Genomic DNA, 22,380 nt, shown 5'->3' with positions numbered 1-22,380 from the left:
CCGACAACCTCCAAGGCTGTAGCCGGGTCTACACTTTGGCGATTGCGGCAATCGCCGTGCTCAGTTCCTTTGCAAGTGCGCCCATTCCCGCCGGCGCGCAAGCGAAATCCCCTGATTCCTGGGCCGCTTCTGCATGCTCCACGAAAGCACTGCCTACGACAACCCCATCGGCGATTTTAGCCATTTCCGCAGCCTGAATGCCGGTTTTTACACCAAAACCGACACAGACCGGCAGGCCCGAGACCCGTTTGACCATGTCGACATTGCCTTTGATCGCCGCAGGATCAGCGCTTCCGGCACCGGTCACGCCCGTGACCGACACGAAATAGATAAAGCCGGAGGCGCCTTCGGCCACCTTTTTCATGCGCTTTTCATGCGTGGTGGGCGTCGCCAGCCGAATGACGGAAAGGCCGTATTTGGCGTATTCGGTCCGGATCGGCGCATCTTCCTCCGGCGGCAGGTCGACAATGATCGATCCGTCGATTCCTGCAGCAGCCGCTGCAGCAGCGAACTCGGCATACCCCATCGAATGGATCGGATTGGCATAGCCCATCAGGATCAGCGGCGTCACCTGGTCATCCTTGCGGAACCGGGCGGCGAGCGCCAGCACATCCCGCAGCGTTGTCTTTGCGGCAAGCGCGCGCAGGCCCGCCTTCTGGATCGCCGGGCCGTCAGCCATGGGATCGGTAAACGGGGCCCCCAGCTCGATGATGTCGGCGCCGTTGTCGCGCAGGGCGCAAAGGCTTTTGTAGCTCGTCTCAAGGTCCGGATCGCCGCCCATCAGGTAAGCGACGAGGGCGGCGCGGCCCTCCCCCTTCGCGCGGTCGAAGGCGGCGGTGATACGTGATGTCGGCATCAGCTTTCCGTATTCTCGTGGACCCAGGCCTCATAGGGCTCATGCGCGCCCACGCAGGGCAGCGCCACCAGCGAGGGCACGTCATAAGGGTGATGGGTCAGCACCAGCGCCTCGATCCGGTCCCAGTTCGCCTTCGGCGCCTTGAGCCAGAGGATGAATTCGAACGCCTGCTCGACAACGCCCTTCCAGCGATAGGTGGACGAGACCGGCCCTTCGAGATTGGCGCAGGCCGCGAGCTTGTGCTCGACGGCGGCATCGCCGATCTCCTCCGCGACGCGACGCGAGGGGCATGTAATGCGGATGAGAAGAAGGTCGGTCATTGGATGAGAGACTCCGGGTCGCACTTGCCAATCTGAACGGCGGCCATGGGCACAACTGATGCAGACCGGCTTTCGTACGGAATGCCAATTCCTGCAAGGGCATTCCAATCATAGCATCTCATGCCGTCATCATCGCCGACGGGCGGGTGCGCCTGTCCGCAGATGCCGGCCTCGGTCCATTCCGCATCGCGCACCAGCGCTGTGCGCCCATCGGCAAAGCACAGGGCTGTTTCGTGTGCCACCAGCGGGATCTTTGCGCCATTCTGCGCCGCCTCGAAATTGGCCTCCGATACCGGAACATACCTGTACTTCGTCGTCGGGACGCAGCTGGCCAGGACAATGAAGGACAGACCCATCAGAAGCCGCCTCACATGTCCACTCCGAGATATTTCGCCACCGAGAAGACATCCTTGTCGCCGCGGCCGCACATGTTGAGGATGATGAGGCCATCTTTGCCCAGCTCATTCGCCACTTCGCCGACGCGAGCGAGCGCATGGGCGGGCTCCAGCGCCGGGATGATGCCTTCGAGGCGCGTGCACAGCTGGAACGCGTCCAGCGCCTCATTATCCGTGCACGACAGGTATTCCGCCCGGCCCGTATCGCGCAGAAAGGCATGCTCCGGCCCGATGCCCGGATAGTCGAGCCCGGCCGAGATGGAATGTGCGTCGACGATCTGGCCGTCATCGGTCTGCAGCAGGTAAGTGCGGTTGCCGTGCAGGATGCCCGGCTTGCCGCCATTCAGGGCAGCTGCGTGTTCGCCGGTTTCGATGCCATGGCCGGCTGCCTCGACCCCGATCAGGCGGACGGACTCATCCTCGATGAAGGGATGGAACAGGCCGATGGCGTTCGAGCCGCCGCCGATGCACGCCATCACCGCATCCGGCAGGCGCCCTTCCCGCTCAAGGATCTGCTCACGCGCTTCCCTGCCGATGACCGACTGGAAGTCCCGCACAAGTTCCGGATACGGATGAGGCCCGGCGGCTGTGCCGATGCAGTAGAATGTGTTTTCAACGTTCGTCACCCAGTCGCGCAGGGCTTCGTTCATTGCGTCCTTCAACGTGCCGGTTCCGGACGACACCGGCACAATCTGCGCGCCCAGCAGGCGCATGCGGAAGACGTTGGGCTTCTGCCGCTCCACATCCGTCTCGCCCATGAAGACGACGCAATCGAGGCCGAAACGCGCGCAGATCGTCGCTGTCGCCACGCCATGCTGGCCGGCGCCGGTTTCCGCGATAATGCGGGTCTTGCCCATGCGCCGGGCGAGGAGGACCTGGCCGAGGCAATTATTGATCTTGTGCGCGCCGGTATGGTTCAGCTCGTCGCGCTTGAAATAGATTTTCGCCCCGCCGAAATGCTCGGTCAGCCTTTCGGCAAAATAAAGCGGCGATGGGCGGCCGACATAATGGGTCCAGAGATCGTCCATCTCGGCCTTGAAGGCGGGGTCTTCCTTCGCCTTGCGATACTCGGCTTCGAGCTCGAGAATCAGCGGCATCAGCGTCTCGGCGACATAGCGTCCGCCGAATTCGCCAAACCGGCCATTCTCGTCCGGCCACTGGTCCCAGGTATTTCTAACGTCCATCGGGCTCATGCTTCCTTGGCGGCGCGGAGGAATGCCCGCACCAGCTCCCTGTCCTTTAACCCCCGCACGCGCTCCACGCCAGAGGACACGTCGACCGCGGCTGCACCTGTCGCGCGGATCGCCTCAGCGACATTGCCGGGCGTCAGTCCGCCGGCAAGAATCCACGGCTTTGGCGCCGTCCAGTCTTTCAGGAGGGACCAGTCAAAGGCCTGACCGTGCCCGCCGGTCCGGTCGGCGCCCGAAGGCGGCTTCGCGTCGATCAGCAGCCGGTCGGCCGCCTCATAGGCCCCTGCCCCGGCAAGGTCGGCCGCCGTCTCCACGCCGATCGCCTTCCACACCTCGCACCCGGTGCGCGCCTTGATGTCGGCCACCCGCTCCGGCGTCTCTGACCCATGCAGCTGCAGCACCGGGAAACCGATATCGGCAATTCGCGCAACCAAAGTTTCATCCGGGTCAACCAGAAGGGCCACGGGAGTCACGTTTCGGGCATACAAAAGCAGCGTTTCGGCCGCCTCGGGGGTTGTATAGCGGGGGCTCTTTTCCGCGAAGACAAAGCCGATCCAGTCCGCGCCTTCGGCCGCGCAGAAGCGCACCAGGTCAGGGTCTTTGAGGCCGCAGATCTTCACAAGGGTCATGGCCAGCCGGTTACGCCAGCCGGGCCCGCCCGGTCAATGATCTCAACGGATTCGGCCGCGAAAAGTGACCGAGAAGGACGGGTCCGGATCGCCCGCCGCCATCGCGCCCTTGGGGTTGAAACAGATAAAGGTCAGGTCCGGCCGGTAGGTGTCATCCACCACCTCCGCCGTGCAGTCGCCAAAAGTGGTCGGCGCCGTGGCGGAGGTCGAAAAGGCAACATCTGTCGCATAATCAAAGCTCAACGACGCCCCGTTCGCCTGCGAGAAGCCGACCGGATCGATGCCTGCATGCGTGTCAGGCCCACCTGAATCCACATCCCCGTTCCAGAAATCGACCTGATCGGGGATCCTGTCGGCCAGGAACACGCTGTCGGTATCGGCCGGTCCGGCGCCGGTATTGCTGACGGTGATCGTGTAGAGCACGTCATTGCCCGGCAGGGCATAGAGACCAAGGCCGTTCGGGTCATAGATCGACATGGTCTTGACGCCAGCAAGCGTGGCCGCCCCACCAATGATGACAAGGTGGTCCTCCACCTCCCCATCCGGCGCAGACCCCGTCGAAGAAAGTCCCGACTGGCTCGACCAGCGCAGCCGCATCACCGTATTCCCCGCCGGCGCACTCGCCGGAACTGTAACAGGAATCGTGATTGTGCCGGTCGCGCCGGCGGTTTGCAGGTCGGTGCCGACCCGCTCGCTCTGGCCATCCACGGTGTCGTTGAAGTCGCCGTCAGCGTTCCAGTCTATCCACGCCTGGAGATAGGCGCCGCTGCCCGTGACGCTGACATTGAAGCTGGTCGAGATGCCCTGCACGAAATTGGTGAGCGCGATGGTGTCTTCATCGTCCGTTCCCGTCGTATCGTCGCCGGAGGCATTGGCCGTGACCTGAGTTGCGCTCTCTCCGTCCGGCACCGTCGCCCCGATATGATAGCCCGCATTGATCAGGTGATACGGCGTGCCATAACTCGTCGGGATATCGCCAAAATCCCGTTGCCGCGGGCAATAGAATACGTCGTGGAAAGACAGTGCCTGATCTGACAGGCCGGTGCTCGCCAGCGGGTTCGAGTAAGTGATAACAACCGTGTCCACCGGGGACAGGAATGTGATTACGACCGTACCGGCGGCATCCGTACCGTCTGCCCCAGCTGTGCCGTATGCGATATTACCAATGACGCTGTTTGCCGCACCTGGGGTCAGGATCGGGGAGACAGCCGCACCGCCGAGAAATCCTGTCACCGCGATCTCGTCACGGAACTGGCCCGCCGCGTAGTCGACATCGAACACGCTTAGCTGGAAGTCCTGTACGCCTGTACCGCTGGTTCCGACGGTGACGGTCAGGCTAACGCTCTGCGAAGGCGATGTCAGATTCTGATAATAGAACAATGACGCTTGCACCGGCGACAGGCCGCCCGTGTTGTCGGTAGTGGTCGAAGGCGACGGACTGACACGATAGCTCGTGTCGCCTGCAAAGGCGAAGCTGAAGTCCGTTCCGTCCGTACCCCCACCCGGATAGGATTTTGACAGAACCGTGGAACTGTAGGTCCATGCGTGTGTATCCCAATCGAACTTGTCAGGCACAGAACAGGAAAGGTTCGGCGCAACACCCGGCGTGCCCGAATACCCCGGCGTGAGGGAAACCGACGCCGTATCGTCCTCGAATGGATCGGTACTCGCATTGTTCGGAGTCGAATCGAGGTCTGTTGCGCTTGAGGCGGATATTTCGGCCAGGAAGTTGTAGAGACCGGACGACTGGACCTGCACCGTCACAGTGCGGCTGATGACATTGCCGGGGGCGACGGTTCCGACGCTCCACTGCCCCGTGGAGCTGTTGAAGCTGCCGGAGCCCGTAGACGACACATAGGTCAGGCCGGTCGGAAGCGGAATCGAGACGGCGACGCCCGTCGCGGTCAGCGTTCCCGTCTCATGGGTGACGGTGAAGGTCAGGTCAACATTGTCGCCATAGTTCGGCGACGTCGTGCTGGCGCTTGCCGAAAGCGCCAGGTCGGCAACGCTCGTGGTTCCCGTGATGTAGAGGTCCGCCCGCCGGTAGTTGCCGGAGTCGCCGCCGTATTGGTCGCAGATTTTCAGTTTCCAGGTGCCCTGCGAGCTTTCGCCGTCAAGCGCCGACAGTGCGGTTTGCGGCCTCAGGGTATATTGATAAGGCGAGTAGGTGCTGTGGTTGCCGGTGTTGGACGTGTAGCCGCTGGCAGCCTCATCACTGAACCTCACATTGATGTTGTCCGCGCCGAGAGTTGAGGACCCCGTCACGAAGGTGACCGAGGCACCGGATGGGGCTTCCAGCGTCAGGACGACGTCACCGCGATAGGAATGCGCGATCAGGACGCCGACATCGATGTCCTGGACGATATAGCTCTGGCTGACCGAGAAGGTGCGGACCAGCGGCGCGGAACAAGAGGCTGCGGTCTCGCTTACGGTCGGATAGGACGCAGGCGCATCCGAATACGTATAAAGTGTCTGCGCCGCGGAGAGTCCCGCGGGCAGCATCAGCGCAAGTGCTGCACCGGTTGCCAACCGGGTCAGCCTGCGCAGGATCGTAGATGGCCCACCCATCAGTCGCGCTTCGGTGATATCCTCTCCAACAAGCCTGACGCAGTCTGCTGGTCAAACTTTACGCGCAACTTAATATAGGCGCCCCGGCGGGCATACTCGGCCGCCTCAAAGTCCCTGTCCTCGAAGCCGCTGAGATTGTATCCGGCACTCAGCCACATGTTTTCGGCCGGACTGAATCCCACATTTGGACCCACGGCATACTTCACCGTGCCGGTCTGATGTTCCACGAGCGCCGTCGCCGCCACACCGACATCCCATTTTTCCGAGATGTCGTGGCGCACTTCTGTACCAATCAGCTGGGTTACGCCGGAAACCCGGACGCCCGCAACATCGCCTTCCTGGTATTTGACGCCCCAGTTCACGGAAACCTGCGTCTTGTCCGTACCCTGCCAGTTTACGCCGAGATTGTTCACGACCTTGGCGACATCCTGGACCGTGTCGACCCGCTCCTGCTTCACATCCAGCCTGTCATAGACGGTCATGCCGGCCCCGCGCGGGCGATATGCCGCACCGAGACGCATCTCCGCAGTGCGCCGGTCGGGCGTCTCCATGCCGGTTTCATCCATGGCCCGAGCAGCGAGGCCAAAGGAAAGGGTCTCGCTTGCCTCGCGCGCGCCGCCGGCCGACAGGGTCCAGCGCTTGCCATTGTCGCCATCGCGCATCTCGGCGCGCACCGATCCGGCCGTCGACTCCGAGCGATAGCCGGCCCCGGCATAGGCCGAGGTGAAGGCTTCTGTGGCCGCCGCGGTCGTGCGCACGCCGTCCTTGAAGGGCGACAGCGAGTCGTCTGGCGTTGCGTCCCGCGCCTCGTCACCACCATCGATGCGGGCCCTGCGGGCGGCGCCCAATGAGACCGACCACTGTTCGGTGATGCGCACGGTCTGGTCGAGCCCGACGGTCGCGCCGAGCCGCTGGCCGGCATCCTGCGTCATCGAGTCGGCAGACACGCGCGCCTCGGCACCTGCCCAGGGCTTCATGGTCAGGCCGAGCAAGGTCGTATTGCCAGACGCATTGGCGCCGTTGCTCATCTCGTGCCGCAGGTTGAGCGTTACTTTTTCGGTCAGCACCTTGTCGGCACTCAGCTGGGTGCGCTCGGGGAACAGGGTCGCATCATCGCCGCGCGCCCCGAGCGGCTGTTCATGCGCGATGGCGACTGTAAGGCCATGGTCCGCGAAGTTCCGGCGGAACGACCCGGTTGCCAGCACCGAGCGGCGCTCGCCGGCTGACTGATAGTCTTCGTGTACGGACTTCATGCCCAGTGACCAGCCCTGAAGATCGTCGCCTCTGGTGAAGGCGGCTTCCGCCACATCGCGCCGGGCGCCTGATGTCAGGCTTTCTTCTCGATAAGCGCTTGCCTCGATACCGTGTGCATCGGCGGCGCTGCGCTCGGCGGCATCGCCGAATGCGTAGCGGCCTTCCACGCCGATCCGGCGAGTGGCGTCGGTCGCTGATCCCTGCTGGCCCAGACCGAACCCGGCATCCTGCTCCTGCATGTATCCGGTAACGGTCAGCGCCTCTCCTTCCCGTTCCACTTCGATCAGGTAGGCATCGGCATCACGCGCAGCCCCTTTGCGGGCGGAGACGGCCTTCTCAGCCCGCACTTCCGTATTCTCGTCGAGCCGGATGGTCAGGTCTGCGGCGGAAAGCTCTGCGCTGTTTCCGTCTTCCCGCAAATGCGTGACGCCGATCTCATATTTGCGGTTGTCCGTGCGTAGCGCGACCCGGCCGCCCGCAACCATTTCACGCGCCGCATCGGCGGCGGCCTCATAATCTACCACGATGACATTCGGGTTGAAGGAAAGATCGGTCGCAGCAACAGGATGGCGGAAAATGATCTCGCCACTGAGCACATCGAGATCGTAGTCGATATGCCGGACATAGGTCTGGCGTGACAGGATGATGTCGGGACGCACCCGGTCGCGCGTTTCCACGCTCACTTGTTCGGAGTTCCGCACGACCGGCGCAACGCTCAGGCGATAAGGGCCCGACGTCCCATCAGCGGCGATCTCATCCTTCACGAAATCCTGGCTCGTCTCGGAGGCAAAGGCGGTCACACCGATATTGCGCCCCTCATAGACGCCCTTCAGGCCAGACAGCTTGCGGGCATACCGGCCGAGATGCGTGTCGGTCAGGTCCGTCTGGAAATCACCGAACAGAAGCTGTGTCGTGTCACGCTCCAGTTTGACGTAGAGCGGATAGCGGCTTTCAGCATCGGAATACTGCCAGGTCCGGTCTCCATAGAGCGTATAGTACGCGTTCGGATCGATATGACCGTCAAACAGGCCGGTGTCGCTCTCGCCCCGACGCTTCGCAGTGTCGAGCGCCAGCGTCATCAGCCAGTCGCCCTTGACCATGCCTTTTGCGAAGAGGGCCACGCGCCCATCCGTGACCAGGTCTGACCCGGACCCGGCTGTGCCGTCGAGGCTTTCGAGACCGGTCATCCCTTCGGCAAGACCGACGACGATCCACTCCCGCTTTTCCGGCGCGAGCCAGGCTTCGATCTCTTCAATCCGGCCATCGTCCAGGTACACCCGCAGGCGCACCCGGCCGGTCTGCATGGTCGGCTCCAGCTCGACCAGGGCGACCCCGTCCTCCCCTGCCCGCAAGCCTGTATTGACGTTGAGCGCGCTGACGGCACTTTCACGCTCGAACTGTTCGATCGTGCGCAAAGTGTATGGTGCATCGACATCCACCTTCACGACCCGGCCCTTGTGCACCGGGCGGCCAGCGGCGTTCTCCAGCCGCACCGCTATGACGGGCGCATCCTGTCCGTCCGCCACCAGGACTGACTGGTCCGCCACAAGGCGCACGCGCTCGACGTCGGCGACGTACCAGACCGTTTCCTCCAGGACGCTCACTTCGGCGCCTTTCGGGTCGAGGATCCGTGCGCGGAACGTGCTCGCGCCTTCCCTGATGTCGATGCCACGCCAGCGGCTGATCTCGGCGGGGCCGTCTTTCGCGGCTTCGCGCCCAGCAAAGTTCACCGCCGGAACCGGCTCTCCATTGAGCATCAGTTCCACGGAATAGCGCTTCGGATGGACAATGCCGATATTGACGCTCTGCGAAGAGGGAGAGTGCGTTGTGTCGGGATAGAGCCAGCGCGGTGCCGGGTCGGCCGTTTCCAGCCATTCCGCATCAAACCGATCTGCTTCGGCGCCTTCGCTGGCCGTGACAGCCGCTTCCTCAGGAAGCTCGCCAGTGCGCTTCAGAGTGAAATCCACGCGCCACACCGTACCGCCCTGTACGTCGACGAATTCGGAGATGGCGGAGCCGGACCGGCGGGTCGAGTCCCTGCAAAGCACGGGCTCGTAGCCTTTAGGCACAGTCACCTGATCCAGCTGGACGACATGCGAGCCAGGTTTCACCGCTTCAAAGTGGTAGAGGCCTTCCTCATCGGTGGCGACATAATCGCCGGTTTCCATATAGAGGCGCACGCCCTCGATACCCGCGCCATCGTCACCCGTGCAGTCGGACTCATGTACACGGCCGATAATCGTCAGGCGCGAACTCAGCAGGTCTTCGGTGATCTCGACGGAGGCGGACGCCTCATTCGAAGCCGGACGGCCATTCGCGTCCCAGGCTTGTACGCGGTTGACCGCCTCACCGAGGCGCGCATCTGGCGACACGATTGCGACATAGGTGATGCGTGCCGATTCGCCGGGGCGGAGGAAGCCGGCCCGGATACGCAACAGGGATCCATCGGTGCTGACCGAGCTTTCGTCGACTGGCGCGCCATTACGGCGCGCAGACCCCGCCACATAGCGCAGGCCGCGCGGCATGATGTCTGTCAGGTCGACCGTTGCGGGGAAGCTGTCGCGGTTCGTCACATCGACCTGGAAGCCCACGGCGTCGCCGATCGAGGCTGTGGCAGAAAGCGCCGTTTTGCTGACGATCAGTTCCCCGGCCGGATCGACGGGAATGTCGAGCAGGAAGGGCTCGGTGCTTAGCTGTACGAAGTCTTTGCCCCGCGACGCCGGAACGATCGTGAACGGCGCACCCGGCAGGCTGGCCAGCTCCAGATCAGACCGGGTGGATGGGAAAGTATAACCAGCCGGTGGCACCACTTCGAGACGGTATGACCCGGGCGGGACCACCGGGAACATGAACTCGCCATCCGCCAGCGGATAAACGCGGCCGGATCCATCCTGGACATCGCTTCCGGTTTCCAGTGTGGAAGGATAGACCGACACGCCGTCCAGTCCGGTCAGGCTGGCCGGCTGGCCAGTAGCGGCATCGACCAGAGTCACGAGTGCACCATTCACGGGCTGGCCGGTCAGGCTGTCGAACACGCGGCCGACATGGCCGGTCGCGGCGACCGCCGCCGAAACTTCGGCCGCATCAAAGGGGTCCGTATAAATAGCTTCAAGCCGCCCATCGGGCGGCGAAGTCAGAAGTACGTCATAAGGAGCCGTCGGCCCGGGCGATGTGGGCGCATACCCCCAGAAGACCCCCGAATTGGGCCCCTCCTCATACAGACGCAGGATTATCTCGTCTCCGCTATCGGAGATGATCGTCACAATGATCGACTCTATCTTGTCGGGGTTCCCATTCTGGCCGGCATCTTCGACCCGGACAAACAGCAACTCATTTGCCAGATACTGGCTTGTCGGAACCAGGGACACCGGCATGCCGGTATCAATCACGACGCCGCCACTGACCGCCTGCCCAACTGGCTGATATGCGGCCGGGTCGCCCGTCTGCCCCGGCGCGACATAGTCCGAACCATTGATCTGTACGGAGATGGCATCGGACGCGCCCGGCGCATAACGATAGAATGCGATCGTCGAAGGGGTCCGGCGCGCTTCAATTACGAAAGCGGCCTCATTTGTCGGGAAGGTCAGGCTGTTGCCATCGGCTTCATAGGTAATCGAAGCAATGTTGGAGACGCGCTCACCAAGGTCAGCCGACGCGGTGGGAGTGAAAGCGGGCCACGTCAGCGCGATGAGAAGGCATAAAACCCTCCCCACCCAACGCCACGTATCTGGCTTACCGACAGCCATTCGTCCACTTCTCCATCGCCCAACAGGGCCACTGCCGCCTTGTTATTTGCGGTCAGTCTGACGGGCCGGCGTCCTTTCGGGATCTGTTCCGGCCTGTTGAAGAAGTATCGCAGACTATGGTTTCCACCCGGCAAAACGGGCCGGGAAATTTCGATGAAATTTCAATGGGTTTGTAAAGAAAACCCCGGACTGCGATAACAGTCCGGGGCCGGATTATCGAGTATTCTACGGTGTCTAGCGGACCAGCGCCCAGATCCTGATCTGGCCGTTTTCTCCGGGCGACAGAATCGCGTCGGACAGGTCGACCAGACAGTTCGTCGAACCGTCGCAATCTTCTGCTGCACCGGGTGCAGCCAGGGTCGGGCCGGTGCCCGAAACGCCACTGTCGTCCGCAAAGCCGGTCGAGCTAGTCGTGTCGAGTTCTGCTTTCAGGAACCTTACTTCCGCCGGAAGCCGGTCAGAGATGTTGAGATTGCTTGCGGTGCCGGAACCGGTATTGCCGACCGAGATCACATACTGCACACAGGCGCCGGGCACCGAATACTGGTCGCCCGATGCCGCAGAGGAGAGTGCCATGCAGGCGGCGTCGGAGCCCGGATCGGTGTCGAACACGGCCACAATCTTGGAAGCATTCAGCGTCGGCGCAAGCACATTCAGAACACCGCTGGCCGAATAGTCGCCCTGGTTCGCACTGTCGGTCACACCGGCGCCATCAGCCAGAACGCTCTCCGCGGCATTCGTCAGGTCGTTGCCATCGGAGTCGCCGACGACGGGGTCGCCCGCCACACAGGTCGATGGCGTACAGGTGACGTCGACAGAGGTGACCGGGAACAAGGTATCGGCGACCAGCGTGAGGGTCGCGCTGTCCCCATCCGGCGTCGCGGCCGGGACGTTGCTGGTAACAATGATGATAACTTCATCGTCGGGCGCGACATCGATGGTCGGATTGCTCAGCGTGTAGGTCTGCAACGCTTCGGAACCGTTCAGCGTGCCCGAACTGTCCTCGTCGATGAAGTAGGTGATCGTCACACTGCCCGGCGTGTATGTGCTGCCGGCGGTGGAGACTGAAAGGTCATAGGCCTGATTGTCGTTGCCCAAATTGGTCAGCCGGTAGCGGATGGTGTTACCGGTCGAGTTCGGCGCAACATTCTGAGTTGCATCAAGTGTTGTAATGGTGAGATCGACCAGGCGGTCAACCGTGAAGACGGTCGGCGACGACGTATTGTCAATCTGCGGCTGGGCCGTTCCTGCTACGTCATAGTTGAGCGTGAAGGTGTTGCTGACTGTCGTGCCGGCATCTGTGCGCTGAGCGGCCGCATGACCGGCCAGGAGCGCTGCTCCGGCAAGTAATGCGGCGATGCGCATTCTGAAGTTGATCGGCATTGTTTTTATCCATCTTTGTCTGTTCGACAATCATGGAGAGTGGCGCAAATACCTTAAATTCAGCCTAAAACGAACCGCGCATATTAAGGTTAACAAGGCATTGTATTCTCGGCACTTACAGGTTCGCATCCTGTTGGAATAGCTACAGCGAGGCTATTTAAGAATTGCGTGGAACATCAGCGTGCCCGAGGAGCCCGGCTCGATTTTGTTCCGGAAGGTCCAGCGCACATGTGTGATCTCGCCAGCCAGCGCTTCGCGCGATTCACCGTCTACCGAAACCTTGAGATCCCCGCGTGGCGCGAAGGATTTGCCGCCATCGGCTGAAAAGGCCACAAGCGCGCCGCCGGTTGCCGCCGAATTCTCGACATAGCTGACTTCCGAAGGCACCGGCACGGTCAGGACGACGTTCTCGGCTGCCGCCTCGCCATCGTTCCGGAAGTTCAGCGAATAGACCAGCTCCTCGCCGGGTGTGACCGTCTCGGCCGGCACCAGCTCGACTTCCGTCGAGCCGTCTTCCGACTCCGTGACGATCATCCGCTCGATCACCTGTTCGGCCGACAATCCCGCCGCAAAGGCAGGCATGGCCAGGAAGAGTCCGCAAAGAGCCGTGAGAGCAGGTTTCAGCATGAGGTTAATCCTTCAGCGCGATCGGTTAACTCCTGCAACGTGCCGGAAAACCGTTAACAAGGTTTTGAAATGACCGGTTATCCGGGTATGACCGTGAGGTTTTACTGGGAATCTCCTTCCGCACGCGGTGTGACCCGGCGCGGCATAAGCCGGACCACCACTGGTCGTGCGCGGCCTTGCAAGCATGAGGCATCTCAACACCCCCACCAAATCCTGTTATTCTGGCGAATCTGTGTCCTTAGCAGCCGCAGCGCAGGATCCCTGAAAATTCGCGGTAGCGATGTTCGGGATCCAACTATCGGGAGGTCTGGCTGGCGGTGAGACAGGGATTCGAACCCTGGAGACTATTGCTAGCCTACACACTTTCCAGGCGTGCGCCTTCGACCACTCGGCCACCTCACCATTCCAGCAGCGGACGCTGTAGACGATGGTCTTCCTGATCGCAAGACTGTGATTGCCGTTGCGCAGCAGCGCGCCCATATGGGGGTTCTGCTGAAGGAGCCGACCCCATGCTGTTCTCGCGCAAGCCGATCGACCTGCCGACCGACGACACCGCCCTCAAAGGCCGCGCCCACCCCATCCCGACAGCCTCGACGCATTCTGTGTATGGCCGCGATCTGCTGGCCGACGTGCCGGCGGGCTTTGAGCGTGCCGTCTTCGGCCTCGGCTGTTTCTGGGGCGCTGAACGCAAGTTCTGGCAGCAGGATGGCGTCTGGCTGACGCGCGTCGGCTATGCCGGCGGCATCACGCCCAATCCGACTTATGAAGAGGTCTGCTCCGGTCATACGGGACATACGGAAGTCGTGGATGTCATCTACGACCCCGCCAAAGTCACATTTGCGGACCTCGTAAGGCTGTTTTTCGAGAACCACGACCCGACCCAGGGCATGCGCCAGGGCAATGACATCGGCACGCAATACCGTTCCGCCATCTATGTGACGTCGGAAGACCAGAAGCAGATCGCAATGGACATGACCGTTGCCTACCAGTCCGCCCTTGCCGCGGCAGGACATGGCGGCAAGGTCACGACCGAAGTCGGCACGCTCACGAATATCTATTTCGCGGAAGACTATCACCAGCAATATCTGGCGAAAAACCCCAATGGTTATTGCGGTCTCGGCGGCACGGGCGTGTCCTGCCCGGTGGGCCTCGGCGTCTGACGCCTCAGGTGCCGAAATTCACCGCGAAGCGCTTGCGGCTTTCCAGCATGCTCTGCGCCTTGAACATGGCGTCTGACGCACCCTGCGCGCGCAAGATGGTCGGATCGGTGCGTAACGCCTCGACGACCAGCGACAGGTGCGAGATCGCCTCCTGCACCATGGCGGTGTCAAATTTCTTTGAGGCCCGCGCCAGCAGGGCCCGGCCAATGTCCATCCTTGCCTGAAGCGCGCGATCCGGCCGGGCCTTGATCGCGTCTTCCGCAAGGTGGGCGCGGCTGAGCGAAATCACCCGCTCGAGCCCTTCGAGGTCGCCGGCATCCTCGGCCACATGCACAGCGGAGGCGCAATAGGCCGCTTCGACCTCCGAACGGAGCGCGGCGGGCAAGCCGCCCGGATGATCCAGGATGGCGCCCAGTTCATCGGCCAGCAATTTGATCTTCTCGGACCGGAAGGATTGCGGATTGGCCAGTGCCGGCTGCAGCTGGCGCGCCAGAAGGAACGCTGCGGCGCTTGGCATGGCCCCTTCAAGCTCGGCTTTGCGCGCCGGCAGGCGGAACGTAAAGAGCTTAGCCTCAGCCGGCGTCAGGCCGCCTCCGCGGGTCAGGCCGAATATCTCGAACCCGTCCGGCTTGCGCCCTTTGCGGCGGGCCCAGACCAGCAGGTCCGCATCGGCCACAGCCATGCGCCGGCGGGCGCGTGCCACAGTATCCGGCGCCATCCCTCCCTTCAGCACATTCAGGCGCACGACCTTGTAAGGCGCACCGAAATTGTAGGACGGCAGATGGCTGCCCAGCGCCGCGGCCAGCCAGGCCAGCGACGCCCCGCGGGCATGGCCCTCAGGCTTCATCAGGACAATGCGGTAGCCCGGCGACTTGTCGAGCTTCAGGGCACGGGCCTTCCCGGCGTCCTGCATGGCGCGCCAGGCGCGGATCATCGCACGCACCAGCACCATTACCAGCCACAGGGCCAGAATCGCCGTCACCACTACGCCAAGCGCAGCAAGGTAACGCGTTTCCTGGGGGTGGGCTGCCGACCAGGCTTCCGCGGAACTGAACCAGTCAGTCACAGGCATGCATGTGGACCTTTCGAACCCCATGCGGATACGGGTCTTGAGGGCGCCACGCAACAGGGAAACGCTGTTGACGCGGGCATTCTGCATCGGTGAGCATGCAAATGTGACAGGTGCTGAAAACCGGGGGCAGGTGGCGTTGAATGGGCGATTTCGTGACGCGGTTTGCGCCTTCGCCAACCGGCTACCTGCATCTCGGCCATGCCGCATCGGCCTTCCATGTCTGGGACGCGGCCCGGACAGCCGGCGGAGCAGTCCTTTTGCGGATCGAGGATATCGACCGGACACGCTGCCGGCCCGACTACGAAACGGCGATCCTCGAAGACCTGGAATGGCTCGGATTCGACTGGCCGGAGCCCGTGCGGCGCCAGTCGGATCATTTCCCTGACTATGCCGCCGTGCTCGAATCCCTGCAGGCCCGGGGCCTCATCTATCGCTGTTTCCGCACAAGGCGCGAAATTACGGCCGCCCTGCCCGCAGGCGCCGATCCGGACATGGCGGGCTATACCGGCCGGCCGCTGCCCGAAGCGGACGAAGCAGCGCACCTCGCCCGCGGCAATGCCTTTGCCTGGCGCCTGTCCCTGGCAGCGGCCCGCGACGCGCTCGGCCCCCGCTACCGGACGCTCAGCTATATTGACGAAACAGGAGGCACGGCCCGCAGCGTAGCGGCAGACCCGGCGCCTTATGGGGACGTCGTCCTCGCCCGGAAGGACACGCCAGCCTCCTATCACCTGGCCTGCTGCCATGACGACGCGCTGCAGGGCGTCACCCATGTCATCCGGGGCGAGGACATCCGCGAGATGACGGCGATCCATGCCCTCTTGCAGGCGCTGATGGACTGGCCCCAACCAGTTTACCGCTTCCATCCCCTGATCATCGGGCCCGACGGCAGGAAACTCTCCAAGCGCGCGGGAGACCGGGGATTGCGCGCCTACCGCGATGAAGGCATGACGCCGGACGACCTCCGCCGCCTGACGGGCCTTGCATGACCAACCCGGATCGATCCCTGCCCGCGCCGCGCACCTGGACGGGCCCTCTGATGGTGCTTATTGGCGGCGTAGCAATTGGCTTTGCCCCCATAGGCATGCGGCTGGGCCTTGGCGATCTCGGCCCACAGGCGATCGCCTTCTGGCGCTATACGTTTGCCCTGCCCTTCCTGCTGGCGCTGGTTTTCATCATCCAGCGCAGGCCCCCGGCCCGGCCTAACCGGTTCGTCTTCATCGCCGGCACCCTGTTCACGCTCGACATGGCGCTCTGGCATTGGGGCCTGACGCTGACCACGGTGTCGAACGCCACCTTCATCGTGAACCTCGGCAATGTCCTGGTCGGATTCGGCGCCTGGTACTTCCTGAAGCAGCGCCCGGCACCTGTCTGGTTCGCGGCGGCCGCGCTTGCCGTACTCGGCGCAGCGGCGCTCTCGCTCGGCGGCGATTCCGGCGGCAAGGGCGACCTGCGCGGCGACCTCCTTGCCTTCGGCGCGGCGATCATGGTGTCCGGCTACATGCTGGCTTCGAACGTCGCGCGCCGCACGCTTGGTGGCATCGAGACGATCTTCTGGCTCACCTGCGTCGAAGTCTGTGTCGCCGGCCTCATCGTTGCGGCAAGCGGGGAACGCTTCTTCCCGGAAACCCTTGCCGGCTTTCGTGCGCCCTTCTCCCTCGCGCTGATCGCCCAGATCGGCGGACAGGCCATGATCGTCTCAGGCCTCGGCCGCACGTCGCCAGCGCTGGCCGGCCTGCTTGTCCTCGTCCAGCCTGTGGTCGCCGCGGCCGTGTCCTGGCGCCTGTTCGACGAGCCGCTCAGCGGCGTTCAGACCGGCGGCGCGCTTATCATCCTCTGCGCCGTCTGGCTGGCCCAGCGCGGACGCAAACCGCAAGTGGCGGTCGACTGACGGCGAAAACCGTCACAAAAGACCCCTATGACACGCCCGTAATCATGAGACCGGAGATTTCCATGCGAAAGTTTCTCGCCGCAACGCTGCCCGCCCTCGCCCTGCTCGCGGCCTGTTCCCCACAAACAGAATCCGGGGCTGAGCCGAAACCCCTGCGCACCGGCCAGGTGCCGCAGCAGTCGACAGATGCCTATTATGTCCGCGCCGCTGAAGCGGTCGACACCCGGATCGCCCAGCGCGGCGTAAAGCCCGCCAGGAACGTCATCATCTTCATCGGCGACGGCATGGGCATTTCCACCGTCACCGCTGCCCGCATCTATGCCGGGCAAAAGCGCGGCCTCGACGGCGAATCCTATCGCCTCACCATGGAGACCCTTCCGTACACGGCCCTCTCAAAGACCTATTCCAACGATTTCCAGGTGGCCGACTCCGCCTCGACGGCGACGGCCATGGTCACCGGCGTCAAGACCAATTCCCGCACGCTCGGCATTACGTCGGATGCCCGCTACGACAATTGCGCCAGCATCGAGGGCCACCGCACCGACTCGCTCTTCGATCTCGCGGAGCGCGCCGGCCTTGCGACCGGCGTCGTCACGACCGCCCGCCTGACCCATGCAACACCCGGCGCCACCTATTCCGAAGTGCCGAACCGCGACTGGGAAGCCTATGTGGGCGCAGACGACAACGGCGCCGACGGCTGCGAAGACATTGCCGCCCAGTTCATCGACTGGCCGGAAGGCGACGGGTTCGAAATCGCTTTCGGCGGCGGGCGCAGCGCCTTCCTGAAACAGGGCGCGACAGACCCCGAAGACGAGCGCCGCGAAAGCTTCCGCCGTGACGACCGCGACCTTGTCGCCGAATGGCAGGCCAAGTCGGCCGGGCACAAGTACATCTACGATGCCGCCGGGTTCGCCGCGGAGGACTTCACCGGCAGCGACAAGGTGCTCGGCCTGTTCGAGCATTCCCACCTGCAATACGAACTCGACCGCGCCGACGATGTCGCGGGCGAACCTTCGCTCGTAGAACTGACGCGCGCCGCCATCACCCGCCTGTCGCAGGATCCGGACGGCTTCGTCCTGATGGTCGAAGGCGGACGGATCGACCATGCCCACCATGCCGGCAATGCCGCCCGCGCCCTCGACGAAACCGACATGTTCGACCAGGCCATCGCCGCGGCGCTCGACATGACGAACAGCGAGGACACGCTGATCATCGTGACCGCCGACCATTCCCACACGATGACGATTTCCGGCTATCCGAAGCGCGGCAACCCGATCCTTGGCCTCGCCTCCTCCGCGCTGGACGGCACACCCGACAAGGCGCTCGACGGCAAGCCCTACACGACGCTCGGCTACATGAACGGTCCCGGCGCCTGCCGCTCCGTGGACGGAAAGCTTGACTGCACCCGTCTCGACCTCACGGATGTCGACACGACGGACAAGGAGTTCCTTCAGCAGTCGCTCTATCCCATGTGGTCGGAAGCCCATGGCGGCGAAGACGTCGCCATCTTCGCCTCCGGCCCTGGCGCAGAACTGGTGTCCGGCGTAATGGAGCAGAACGAGATTTTCCAGGTCATGGGCCGCGCCAGCGGGCTCGTCGCCGCCCCTGCCCCAGCACCTGCCCCAGAACCTGCCGAGTAAGAGTACACACCAGTTGAGTTTCCCAGACCTGTTCAGGCGTCCGCGCGCGACCGGCTATATTTTCGTTTCCGGCCGCAAGGCGGACGCACGCTTTCTGACCGCAAAGGAAGGCGACACGATCCGCAACGCGACGCGGGAGTCGCCGTGGATCGTGGTCGAGCATGCGCTCGACGGCGTGCTCATCACGGACTGGCCGGGCACCCTCTGGGAGGCCGAAGTGGTCGACGCGCTGGAGCCCCAGGACCATACCGGCAACTATACGCGCAGCGTCGCCATCCGGCTGGTGCGCCGCCTGCCCGCACACACGCTGTTCGGGCCGCATGGCGAAGGTGTCGCCTGGGTGGCCGAGCGGGCCAGGGCCCTGACGCCTGAAGAAGCGGAAACCCTGTCCGAGCATCGCGCACCGGAGGCCGGCCGCCTCTATTCTAAGGCATGGCTGAACTGGAAAGGCCTCAGCCCCTCGCGCCGCGAATTCACCGACTGGGAAGGCATCATCGGCGCCGGAGGCGAAACGCCCGTCTCGCCCATCGGCCGGGGGCTCAGCGCTGTGTTCAACTGCGTGACCACCCGCGCCTACGAACTCCTCGGCGACGATTGCATGTATACCGATGGCGGGCCGGAAGACGACCCGAACCTTCACCTTGTCGAGCCCTGGGGCCGTGCCGCGCTTGCCCTCTGCGAAACCGCGATGGCGCTCGGCGCGCCGGATCTCCTGCCCGCAGACGACCGCGCCATGCTGACCGAAGCCTGGCGCGCCCTGACGGGACCGGGCCTCTCCTAGCGGCAGGGCTCGCCAAGGCCCGCTTTGCCCGTCATGCTCCGGAAAAACATGAGACCGGAGGAAACACGCCATGAAAGCAGCCGTGATGCGGGAGGCAAACAAGCCGCTCTCGATCGAGGAAGTGACCATCGACAAGCCTGGCCCGCGCGAAGTGCTAGTGCGCCTGAAGGCCGTCGGCGTCTGTCATTCCGACGTGCATTTCTGGGACGGCAATTTCCCGGTCGAGATGCCGGTCATCCTCGGCCATGAAAGCGCGGGCGTCGTCGAGGCCGTAGGCTCCATGGTCTCGGCCGTGAAGCCGGGCGACCATGTCATCTCCATCCTCTCCCCCTTCTGCGGCACCTGCGAATATTGCCTATCGGGGCACATGTCCGTCTGCCACACGATCAATCGCGACCAGTTCCAGCGCCAACCCACAGAGGCTCCGCGCCTCTCCATCAAGGGCGAAAAGGTCGGCCAGTTCCTCAACCTCTCCTCCTTCGCCGAACAGATCCTCGTGCACGAGAACACGCTCTGCGCCATCGACAAGGACATGCCGCTCGACCGCGCCTGCCTCATCGGCTGCGGCGTGATCACCGGCGTCGGCTCTGTGTTCCATGCGGCGCAGGTGGAACCGGGCTCGACCGTCGCCGTCGTCGGCTGCGGCGGCGTCGGCCTCGCTGCCATCAACGGTGCTGCGATCGCCGGGGCCTCCCGCATCATCGCGGTCGATCTTTCCGACGAAAAGCTCCAGCTCGCTGTCCGTTTCGGGGCGACCGATGTGGTCAATCCGTCCAAGGTCGATGCCGTCGGAACGGTCAAGGAACTCACCAAAGGCGGCGTGCACTATGCCTTCGAATGCGTCGGCCTGAAGCAGACGGCCGAACAAGCCTATCACATGATGCGCCCGCGCGGCCTCGCCACGCTGATCGGCATGATCACGCCGGGTGTGAACATCGAGATCCCCGGCATCGAGATGCTGGTCACCGAAAAGCGCATCCAGGGCGCCATCATGGGCTCCAACCGGTTCCGCATCGATTTCCCACGCCTCATCGAGCTGTACCGGCAGGGCCGCCTGCATCTTGACGACCTCGTTTCCGACCGGATCGGCCTCGATGGCCTCACCGCCGCCCTGCAGAACCTCAAGGACAACAAGGGCACCGTCGCCCGCCAGGTCGTGGTGTTCGACTAGACCCGATTAACACACGCAGCATTGACGGCGGCGGCGTTCCCGGGCATGGGGACGGCGTCGCAGCGCATTTTCATGCGCATGGGGCTGGCAGCGTGAATCGCGACCTGCACGGATTGCAGGGAATGAGCCTCCCCCCTTCAGGCATCAGATCCTGACGCTCCCCGTCACGCGGGGCCGTTCCCAACAACACCCGGACATGACCGGGACCCGACGGCGCGCGCACATCGCAGCGCCGTGCGCGCATGAAAGATTCAAAGTGACCACATTCAAAGACATCGGCCTCAACGCCAAGCTGCTGAAGGCCGTGACCGAAGAAGGCTATGATACGCCGACGCCGATCCAGGCCCAGGCCATCCCGCACCTGCTCGACGGGCGCGACCTGCTCGGCATCGCCCAGACCGGCACCGGCAAGACCGCAGCTTTCGCCCTGCCGACGCTCGACCTCCTGATCGAGGAACCGGGAGCGTTGCGCGCCAAGCACACGCGCGTGCTGGTCCTCGCCCCGACCCGCGAACTCGCCGGCCAGATTGCGGACAGTTTCCGCACCTATTCGAAATTCATGGATTGCCGTGTCGAAACCGTGTTCGGCGGCGTCGGCATCGGCCGCCAGATCCAGGCCCTGCAGAAAGGTGTGCACGTGCTCGTGGCAACGCCCGGCCGCCTGCTCGACCTGATGAACCAGGGCGCCGTGAAGCTCGGTGAAGTCGAAGTCCTCATCCTCGACGAGGCCGACCAGATGCTGGACATGGGCTTCATCCATGACCTGAAAAAGATCCTCGCCAAGGTGCCGGCAGATCGCCAGACCCTGCTCTTCTCCGCCACCATGCCGAAGGCCATCGCGGAACTCGCGGGTCAGTACCTCGACGATCCGGTGAAGGTCTCCATCGCCCCGGAATCGACCACAGCCGAGCGTGTCGATCAGGGCGTCTACCATGTCGCCACATCCGACAAGCTGGACCTGCTCGAAGCCGTGCTCGCCACGCCCGACATGGACCGTGCCCTCGTCTTCAGCCGTACCAAGCATGGCGCGGAGAAAGTCGTCCGCAAGCTGATGGCCAAGGGCTTCTCCGCCATGGCGATACACGGCAACAAGTCCCAGCCGCAGCGCCTGAAGGCGCTTGAGGCGTTCAAGGACGGTCGCTGCAAGATCCTCATCGCCACAGACATCGCCGCCCGCGGCATCGACGTGGACGGCATCAGCCATGTTATCAATTTCGAGATGCCGAACGTGCCGGAACAATATGTCCACCGTATCGGCCGCACCGCCCGTGCCGGACGCGCCGGCATCGCCGTCTCGCTGGTGGCAGAAGACGAGTTGTACTATCTCCGCGACGTCGAAAAGGTGACGCGCCAGCACATTCCCCTGCTACCCGCGCCGGAAGGCTGCGAAGCCATCGTCCGCCCCGAACCCTCCCGCGACCTGCGCGTCCCGAAGCCGAAAGGCCCGGCGGGCCGCAGCGGGTATGGCGGCGGCAATCGCAGCCAGGGCCGGCGGCCCCAGCGTCCGGCGTCGAAAAAGCCCCATGGCAGGCCCGGCACCAAACACCGCCCGGCCCGCGCGAAGACATAAAAGCGTCGGATCCGAAAAACTGCGCTATTGCTCCGGAGCACCAACAGGCACATTGGCGCGCTCCGGAGCATCTGTATTTGACTGAGGCACGGAAACGGTCCTTTCTGGCCTGCCAGAAAGGGATCGGGTC

17 protein-coding genes and 1 tRNA gene are annotated in these 22,380 nt (G+C 63.5%); 7 read left to right on the top strand and 11 right to left on the bottom strand.

All coding sequences use genetic code 11. The features are described from left to right. Positions 1 to 28: 28 nt before the first annotated feature. From trpA to R3C13_RS06605, 10 genes are all read right to left on the bottom strand, one after another. Positions 29 to 856 carry a tryptophan synthase subunit alpha gene (gene trpA / locus R3C13_RS06650; RefSeq protein ID WP_371310036.1) on the bottom strand — a complete coding sequence of 276 codons (828 nt, stop codon included), beginning with the start codon at positions 854 to 856 and terminating at the stop codon, positions 29 to 31. After that, complete coding sequence (gene cutA / locus R3C13_RS06645; RefSeq protein ID WP_371310035.1) at positions 856 to 1,176, bottom strand: divalent-cation tolerance protein CutA; 321 nt, start codon at positions 1,174 to 1,176, stop codon at positions 856 to 858. The genes trpA and cutA overlap by 1 nt, the downstream gene beginning before the upstream one ends. Then, positions 1,173 to 1,532 (bottom strand): hypothetical protein, encoded by a 360-nt coding sequence (locus R3C13_RS06640; protein WP_371310034.1) that lies wholly within the window; start codon positions 1,530 to 1,532, stop codon positions 1,173 to 1,175. Before R3C13_RS06640 ends, cutA begins: the two co-directional genes overlap by 4 nt. An 11-nt stretch (positions 1,533 to 1,543) precedes the next feature. After that, positions 1,544 to 2,764 (bottom strand): tryptophan synthase subunit beta, encoded by a 1,221-nt coding sequence (gene trpB / locus R3C13_RS06635; protein ID WP_371310033.1) that lies wholly within the window; start codon positions 2,762 to 2,764, stop codon positions 1,544 to 1,546. Beyond that, complete coding sequence (locus R3C13_RS06630; RefSeq protein ID WP_371310119.1) at positions 2,761 to 3,396, bottom strand: phosphoribosylanthranilate isomerase; 636 nt, start codon at positions 3,394 to 3,396, stop codon at positions 2,761 to 2,763. The genes trpB and R3C13_RS06630 overlap by 4 nt, the downstream gene beginning before the upstream one ends. Positions 3,397 to 3,432: 36 nt before the next feature. Continuing rightward, positions 3,433 to 5,958, bottom strand: a complete 2,526-nt coding sequence (locus tag R3C13_RS06625) for a GEVED domain-containing protein (RefSeq protein ID WP_371310032.1) — start codon at positions 5,956 to 5,958, stop codon at positions 3,433 to 3,435. Continuing rightward, on the bottom strand, positions 5,958 to 10,958 hold the full coding sequence (locus R3C13_RS06620; protein WP_371310031.1) for a hypothetical protein: 5,001 nt from the start codon (positions 10,956 to 10,958) through the stop codon (positions 5,958 to 5,960). The genes R3C13_RS06625 and R3C13_RS06620 overlap by 1 nt, the downstream gene beginning before the upstream one ends. Positions 10,959 to 11,192: 234 nt before the next feature. Next, positions 11,193 to 12,341 (bottom strand): hypothetical protein, encoded by a 1,149-nt coding sequence (locus tag R3C13_RS06615; RefSeq protein ID WP_371310030.1) that lies wholly within the window; start codon positions 12,339 to 12,341, stop codon positions 11,193 to 11,195. 153 nt (positions 12,342 to 12,494) lie between these two features. Further along, positions 12,495 to 12,968 (bottom strand): hypothetical protein, encoded by a 474-nt coding sequence (locus R3C13_RS06610; protein ID WP_371310029.1) that lies wholly within the window; start codon positions 12,966 to 12,968, stop codon positions 12,495 to 12,497. 312 nt (positions 12,969 to 13,280) lie between these two features. After that, positions 13,281 to 13,370, bottom strand: a tRNA-Ser gene (locus R3C13_RS06605). A 107-nt stretch (positions 13,371 to 13,477) separates the two neighbouring features. Between R3C13_RS06605 and msrA the strand changes: the two genes are divergently transcribed. After that, positions 13,478 to 14,128, top strand: coding sequence for a peptide-methionine (S)-S-oxide reductase MsrA (gene msrA, locus R3C13_RS06600; protein WP_371310028.1), 651 nt, complete (start codon positions 13,478 to 13,480; stop codon positions 14,126 to 14,128). A 4-nt stretch (positions 14,129 to 14,132) separates the two neighbouring features. Here the strand turns inward: msrA and R3C13_RS06595 are convergent, their stop codons facing one another. Then, entirely contained in the window at positions 14,133 to 15,200 is a 1,068-nt protein-coding gene (locus tag R3C13_RS06595) for a hypothetical protein (protein WP_371310027.1), read from the bottom strand. A gap of 140 nt (positions 15,201 to 15,340) precedes the next feature. Here R3C13_RS06595 and gluQRS point away from each other — a divergent pair, with 140 nt between their 5' ends. The 6 genes from gluQRS to R3C13_RS06565 all read left to right on the top strand — a co-directional run bounded on the left by gluQRS (position 15,341) and on the right by R3C13_RS06565 (position 22,250). Then, positions 15,341 to 16,186, top strand: a complete 846-nt coding sequence (gene gluQRS / locus R3C13_RS06590; RefSeq protein WP_371310026.1) for a tRNA glutamyl-Q(34) synthetase GluQRS — start codon at positions 15,341 to 15,343, stop codon at positions 16,184 to 16,186. Beyond that, the gene (locus R3C13_RS06585; protein ID WP_371310025.1) at positions 16,183 to 17,088 is read left to right on the top strand and encodes a DMT family transporter; all 906 of its coding nucleotides are present in this window, start codon (positions 16,183 to 16,185) and stop codon (positions 17,086 to 17,088) included. Before gluQRS ends, R3C13_RS06585 begins: the two co-directional genes overlap by 4 nt. 62 nt (positions 17,089 to 17,150) lie before the next feature. Next, entirely contained in the window at positions 17,151 to 18,728 is a 1,578-nt protein-coding gene (locus tag R3C13_RS06580; RefSeq protein ID WP_371310024.1) for an alkaline phosphatase, read from the top strand. Between the two features lie 13 nt (positions 18,729 to 18,741). Then, entirely contained in the window at positions 18,742 to 19,509 is a 768-nt protein-coding gene (locus R3C13_RS06575) for a hypothetical protein (RefSeq protein ID WP_371310023.1), read from the top strand. 70 nt (positions 19,510 to 19,579) lie between these two features. Then, positions 19,580 to 20,680: a Zn-dependent alcohol dehydrogenase gene (locus tag R3C13_RS06570; protein ID WP_371310022.1), complete on the top strand. Its 1,101-nt coding sequence runs from the start codon at positions 19,580 to 19,582 to the stop codon at positions 20,678 to 20,680. A gap of 256 nt (positions 20,681 to 20,936) precedes the next feature. Continuing rightward, positions 20,937 to 22,250, top strand: a complete 1,314-nt coding sequence (locus tag R3C13_RS06565; protein ID WP_371310021.1) for a DEAD/DEAH box helicase — start codon at positions 20,937 to 20,939, stop codon at positions 22,248 to 22,250. Positions 22,251 to 22,380: the final 130 nt, after the last annotated feature.

The sequence above is a fragment of the Hyphomonas sp. genome (assembly GCF_041398385.1).
GTDB lineage: Bacteria > Pseudomonadota > Alphaproteobacteria > Caulobacterales > Hyphomonadaceae > Hyphomonas.
The sequence above is the reverse complement of the archived record's forward strand: the minus strand, read 5'-3'. Positions and strand labels throughout refer to the sequence as shown.

What these genes read in the sequence shown, in the direction of transcription:
- trpA (WP_371310036.1), bottom strand. Translation starts at nt 856, where the DNA reads ATGCCGACATCACGTATCACCGCCGCCTTCGACCGCGCGAAGGGGGAG.
- cutA (WP_371310035.1), bottom strand. Translation starts at nt 1,176, where the DNA reads ATGACCGACCTTCTTCTCATCCGCATTACATGCCCCTCGCGTCGCGTC.
- R3C13_RS06640 (WP_371310034.1), bottom strand. Translation starts at nt 1,532, where the DNA reads ATGGGTCTGTCCTTCATTGTCCTGGCCAGCTGCGTCCCGACGACGAAG.
- trpB (WP_371310033.1), bottom strand. Translation starts at nt 2,764, where the DNA reads ATGAGCCCGATGGACGTTAGAAATACCTGGGACCAGTGGCCGGACGAG.
- R3C13_RS06625 (WP_371310032.1), bottom strand. Translation starts at nt 5,958, where the DNA reads ATGGGTGGGCCATCTACGATCCTGCGCAGGCTGACCCGGTTGGCAACC.
- R3C13_RS06620 (WP_371310031.1), bottom strand. Translation starts at nt 10,958, where the DNA reads ATGGCTGTCGGTAAGCCAGATACGTGGCGTTGGGTGGGGAGGGTTTTA.
- R3C13_RS06615 (WP_371310030.1), bottom strand. Translation starts at nt 12,341, where the DNA reads ATGCCGATCAACTTCAGAATGCGCATCGCCGCATTACTTGCCGGAGCA.
- R3C13_RS06610 (WP_371310029.1), bottom strand. Translation starts at nt 12,968, where the DNA reads ATGCTGAAACCTGCTCTCACGGCTCTTTGCGGACTCTTCCTGGCCATG.
- msrA (WP_371310028.1), top strand. Translation starts at nt 13,478, where the DNA reads ATGCTGTTCTCGCGCAAGCCGATCGACCTGCCGACCGACGACACCGCC.
- R3C13_RS06595 (WP_371310027.1), bottom strand. Translation starts at nt 15,200, where the DNA reads ATGCCTGTGACTGACTGGTTCAGTTCCGCGGAAGCCTGGTCGGCAGCC.
- gluQRS (WP_371310026.1), top strand. Translation starts at nt 15,341, where the DNA reads ATGGGCGATTTCGTGACGCGGTTTGCGCCTTCGCCAACCGGCTACCTG.
- R3C13_RS06585 (WP_371310025.1), top strand. Translation starts at nt 16,183, where the DNA reads ATGACCAACCCGGATCGATCCCTGCCCGCGCCGCGCACCTGGACGGGC.
- R3C13_RS06580 (WP_371310024.1), top strand. Translation starts at nt 17,151, where the DNA reads ATGCGAAAGTTTCTCGCCGCAACGCTGCCCGCCCTCGCCCTGCTCGCG.
- R3C13_RS06570 (WP_371310022.1), top strand. Translation starts at nt 19,580, where the DNA reads ATGAAAGCAGCCGTGATGCGGGAGGCAAACAAGCCGCTCTCGATCGAG.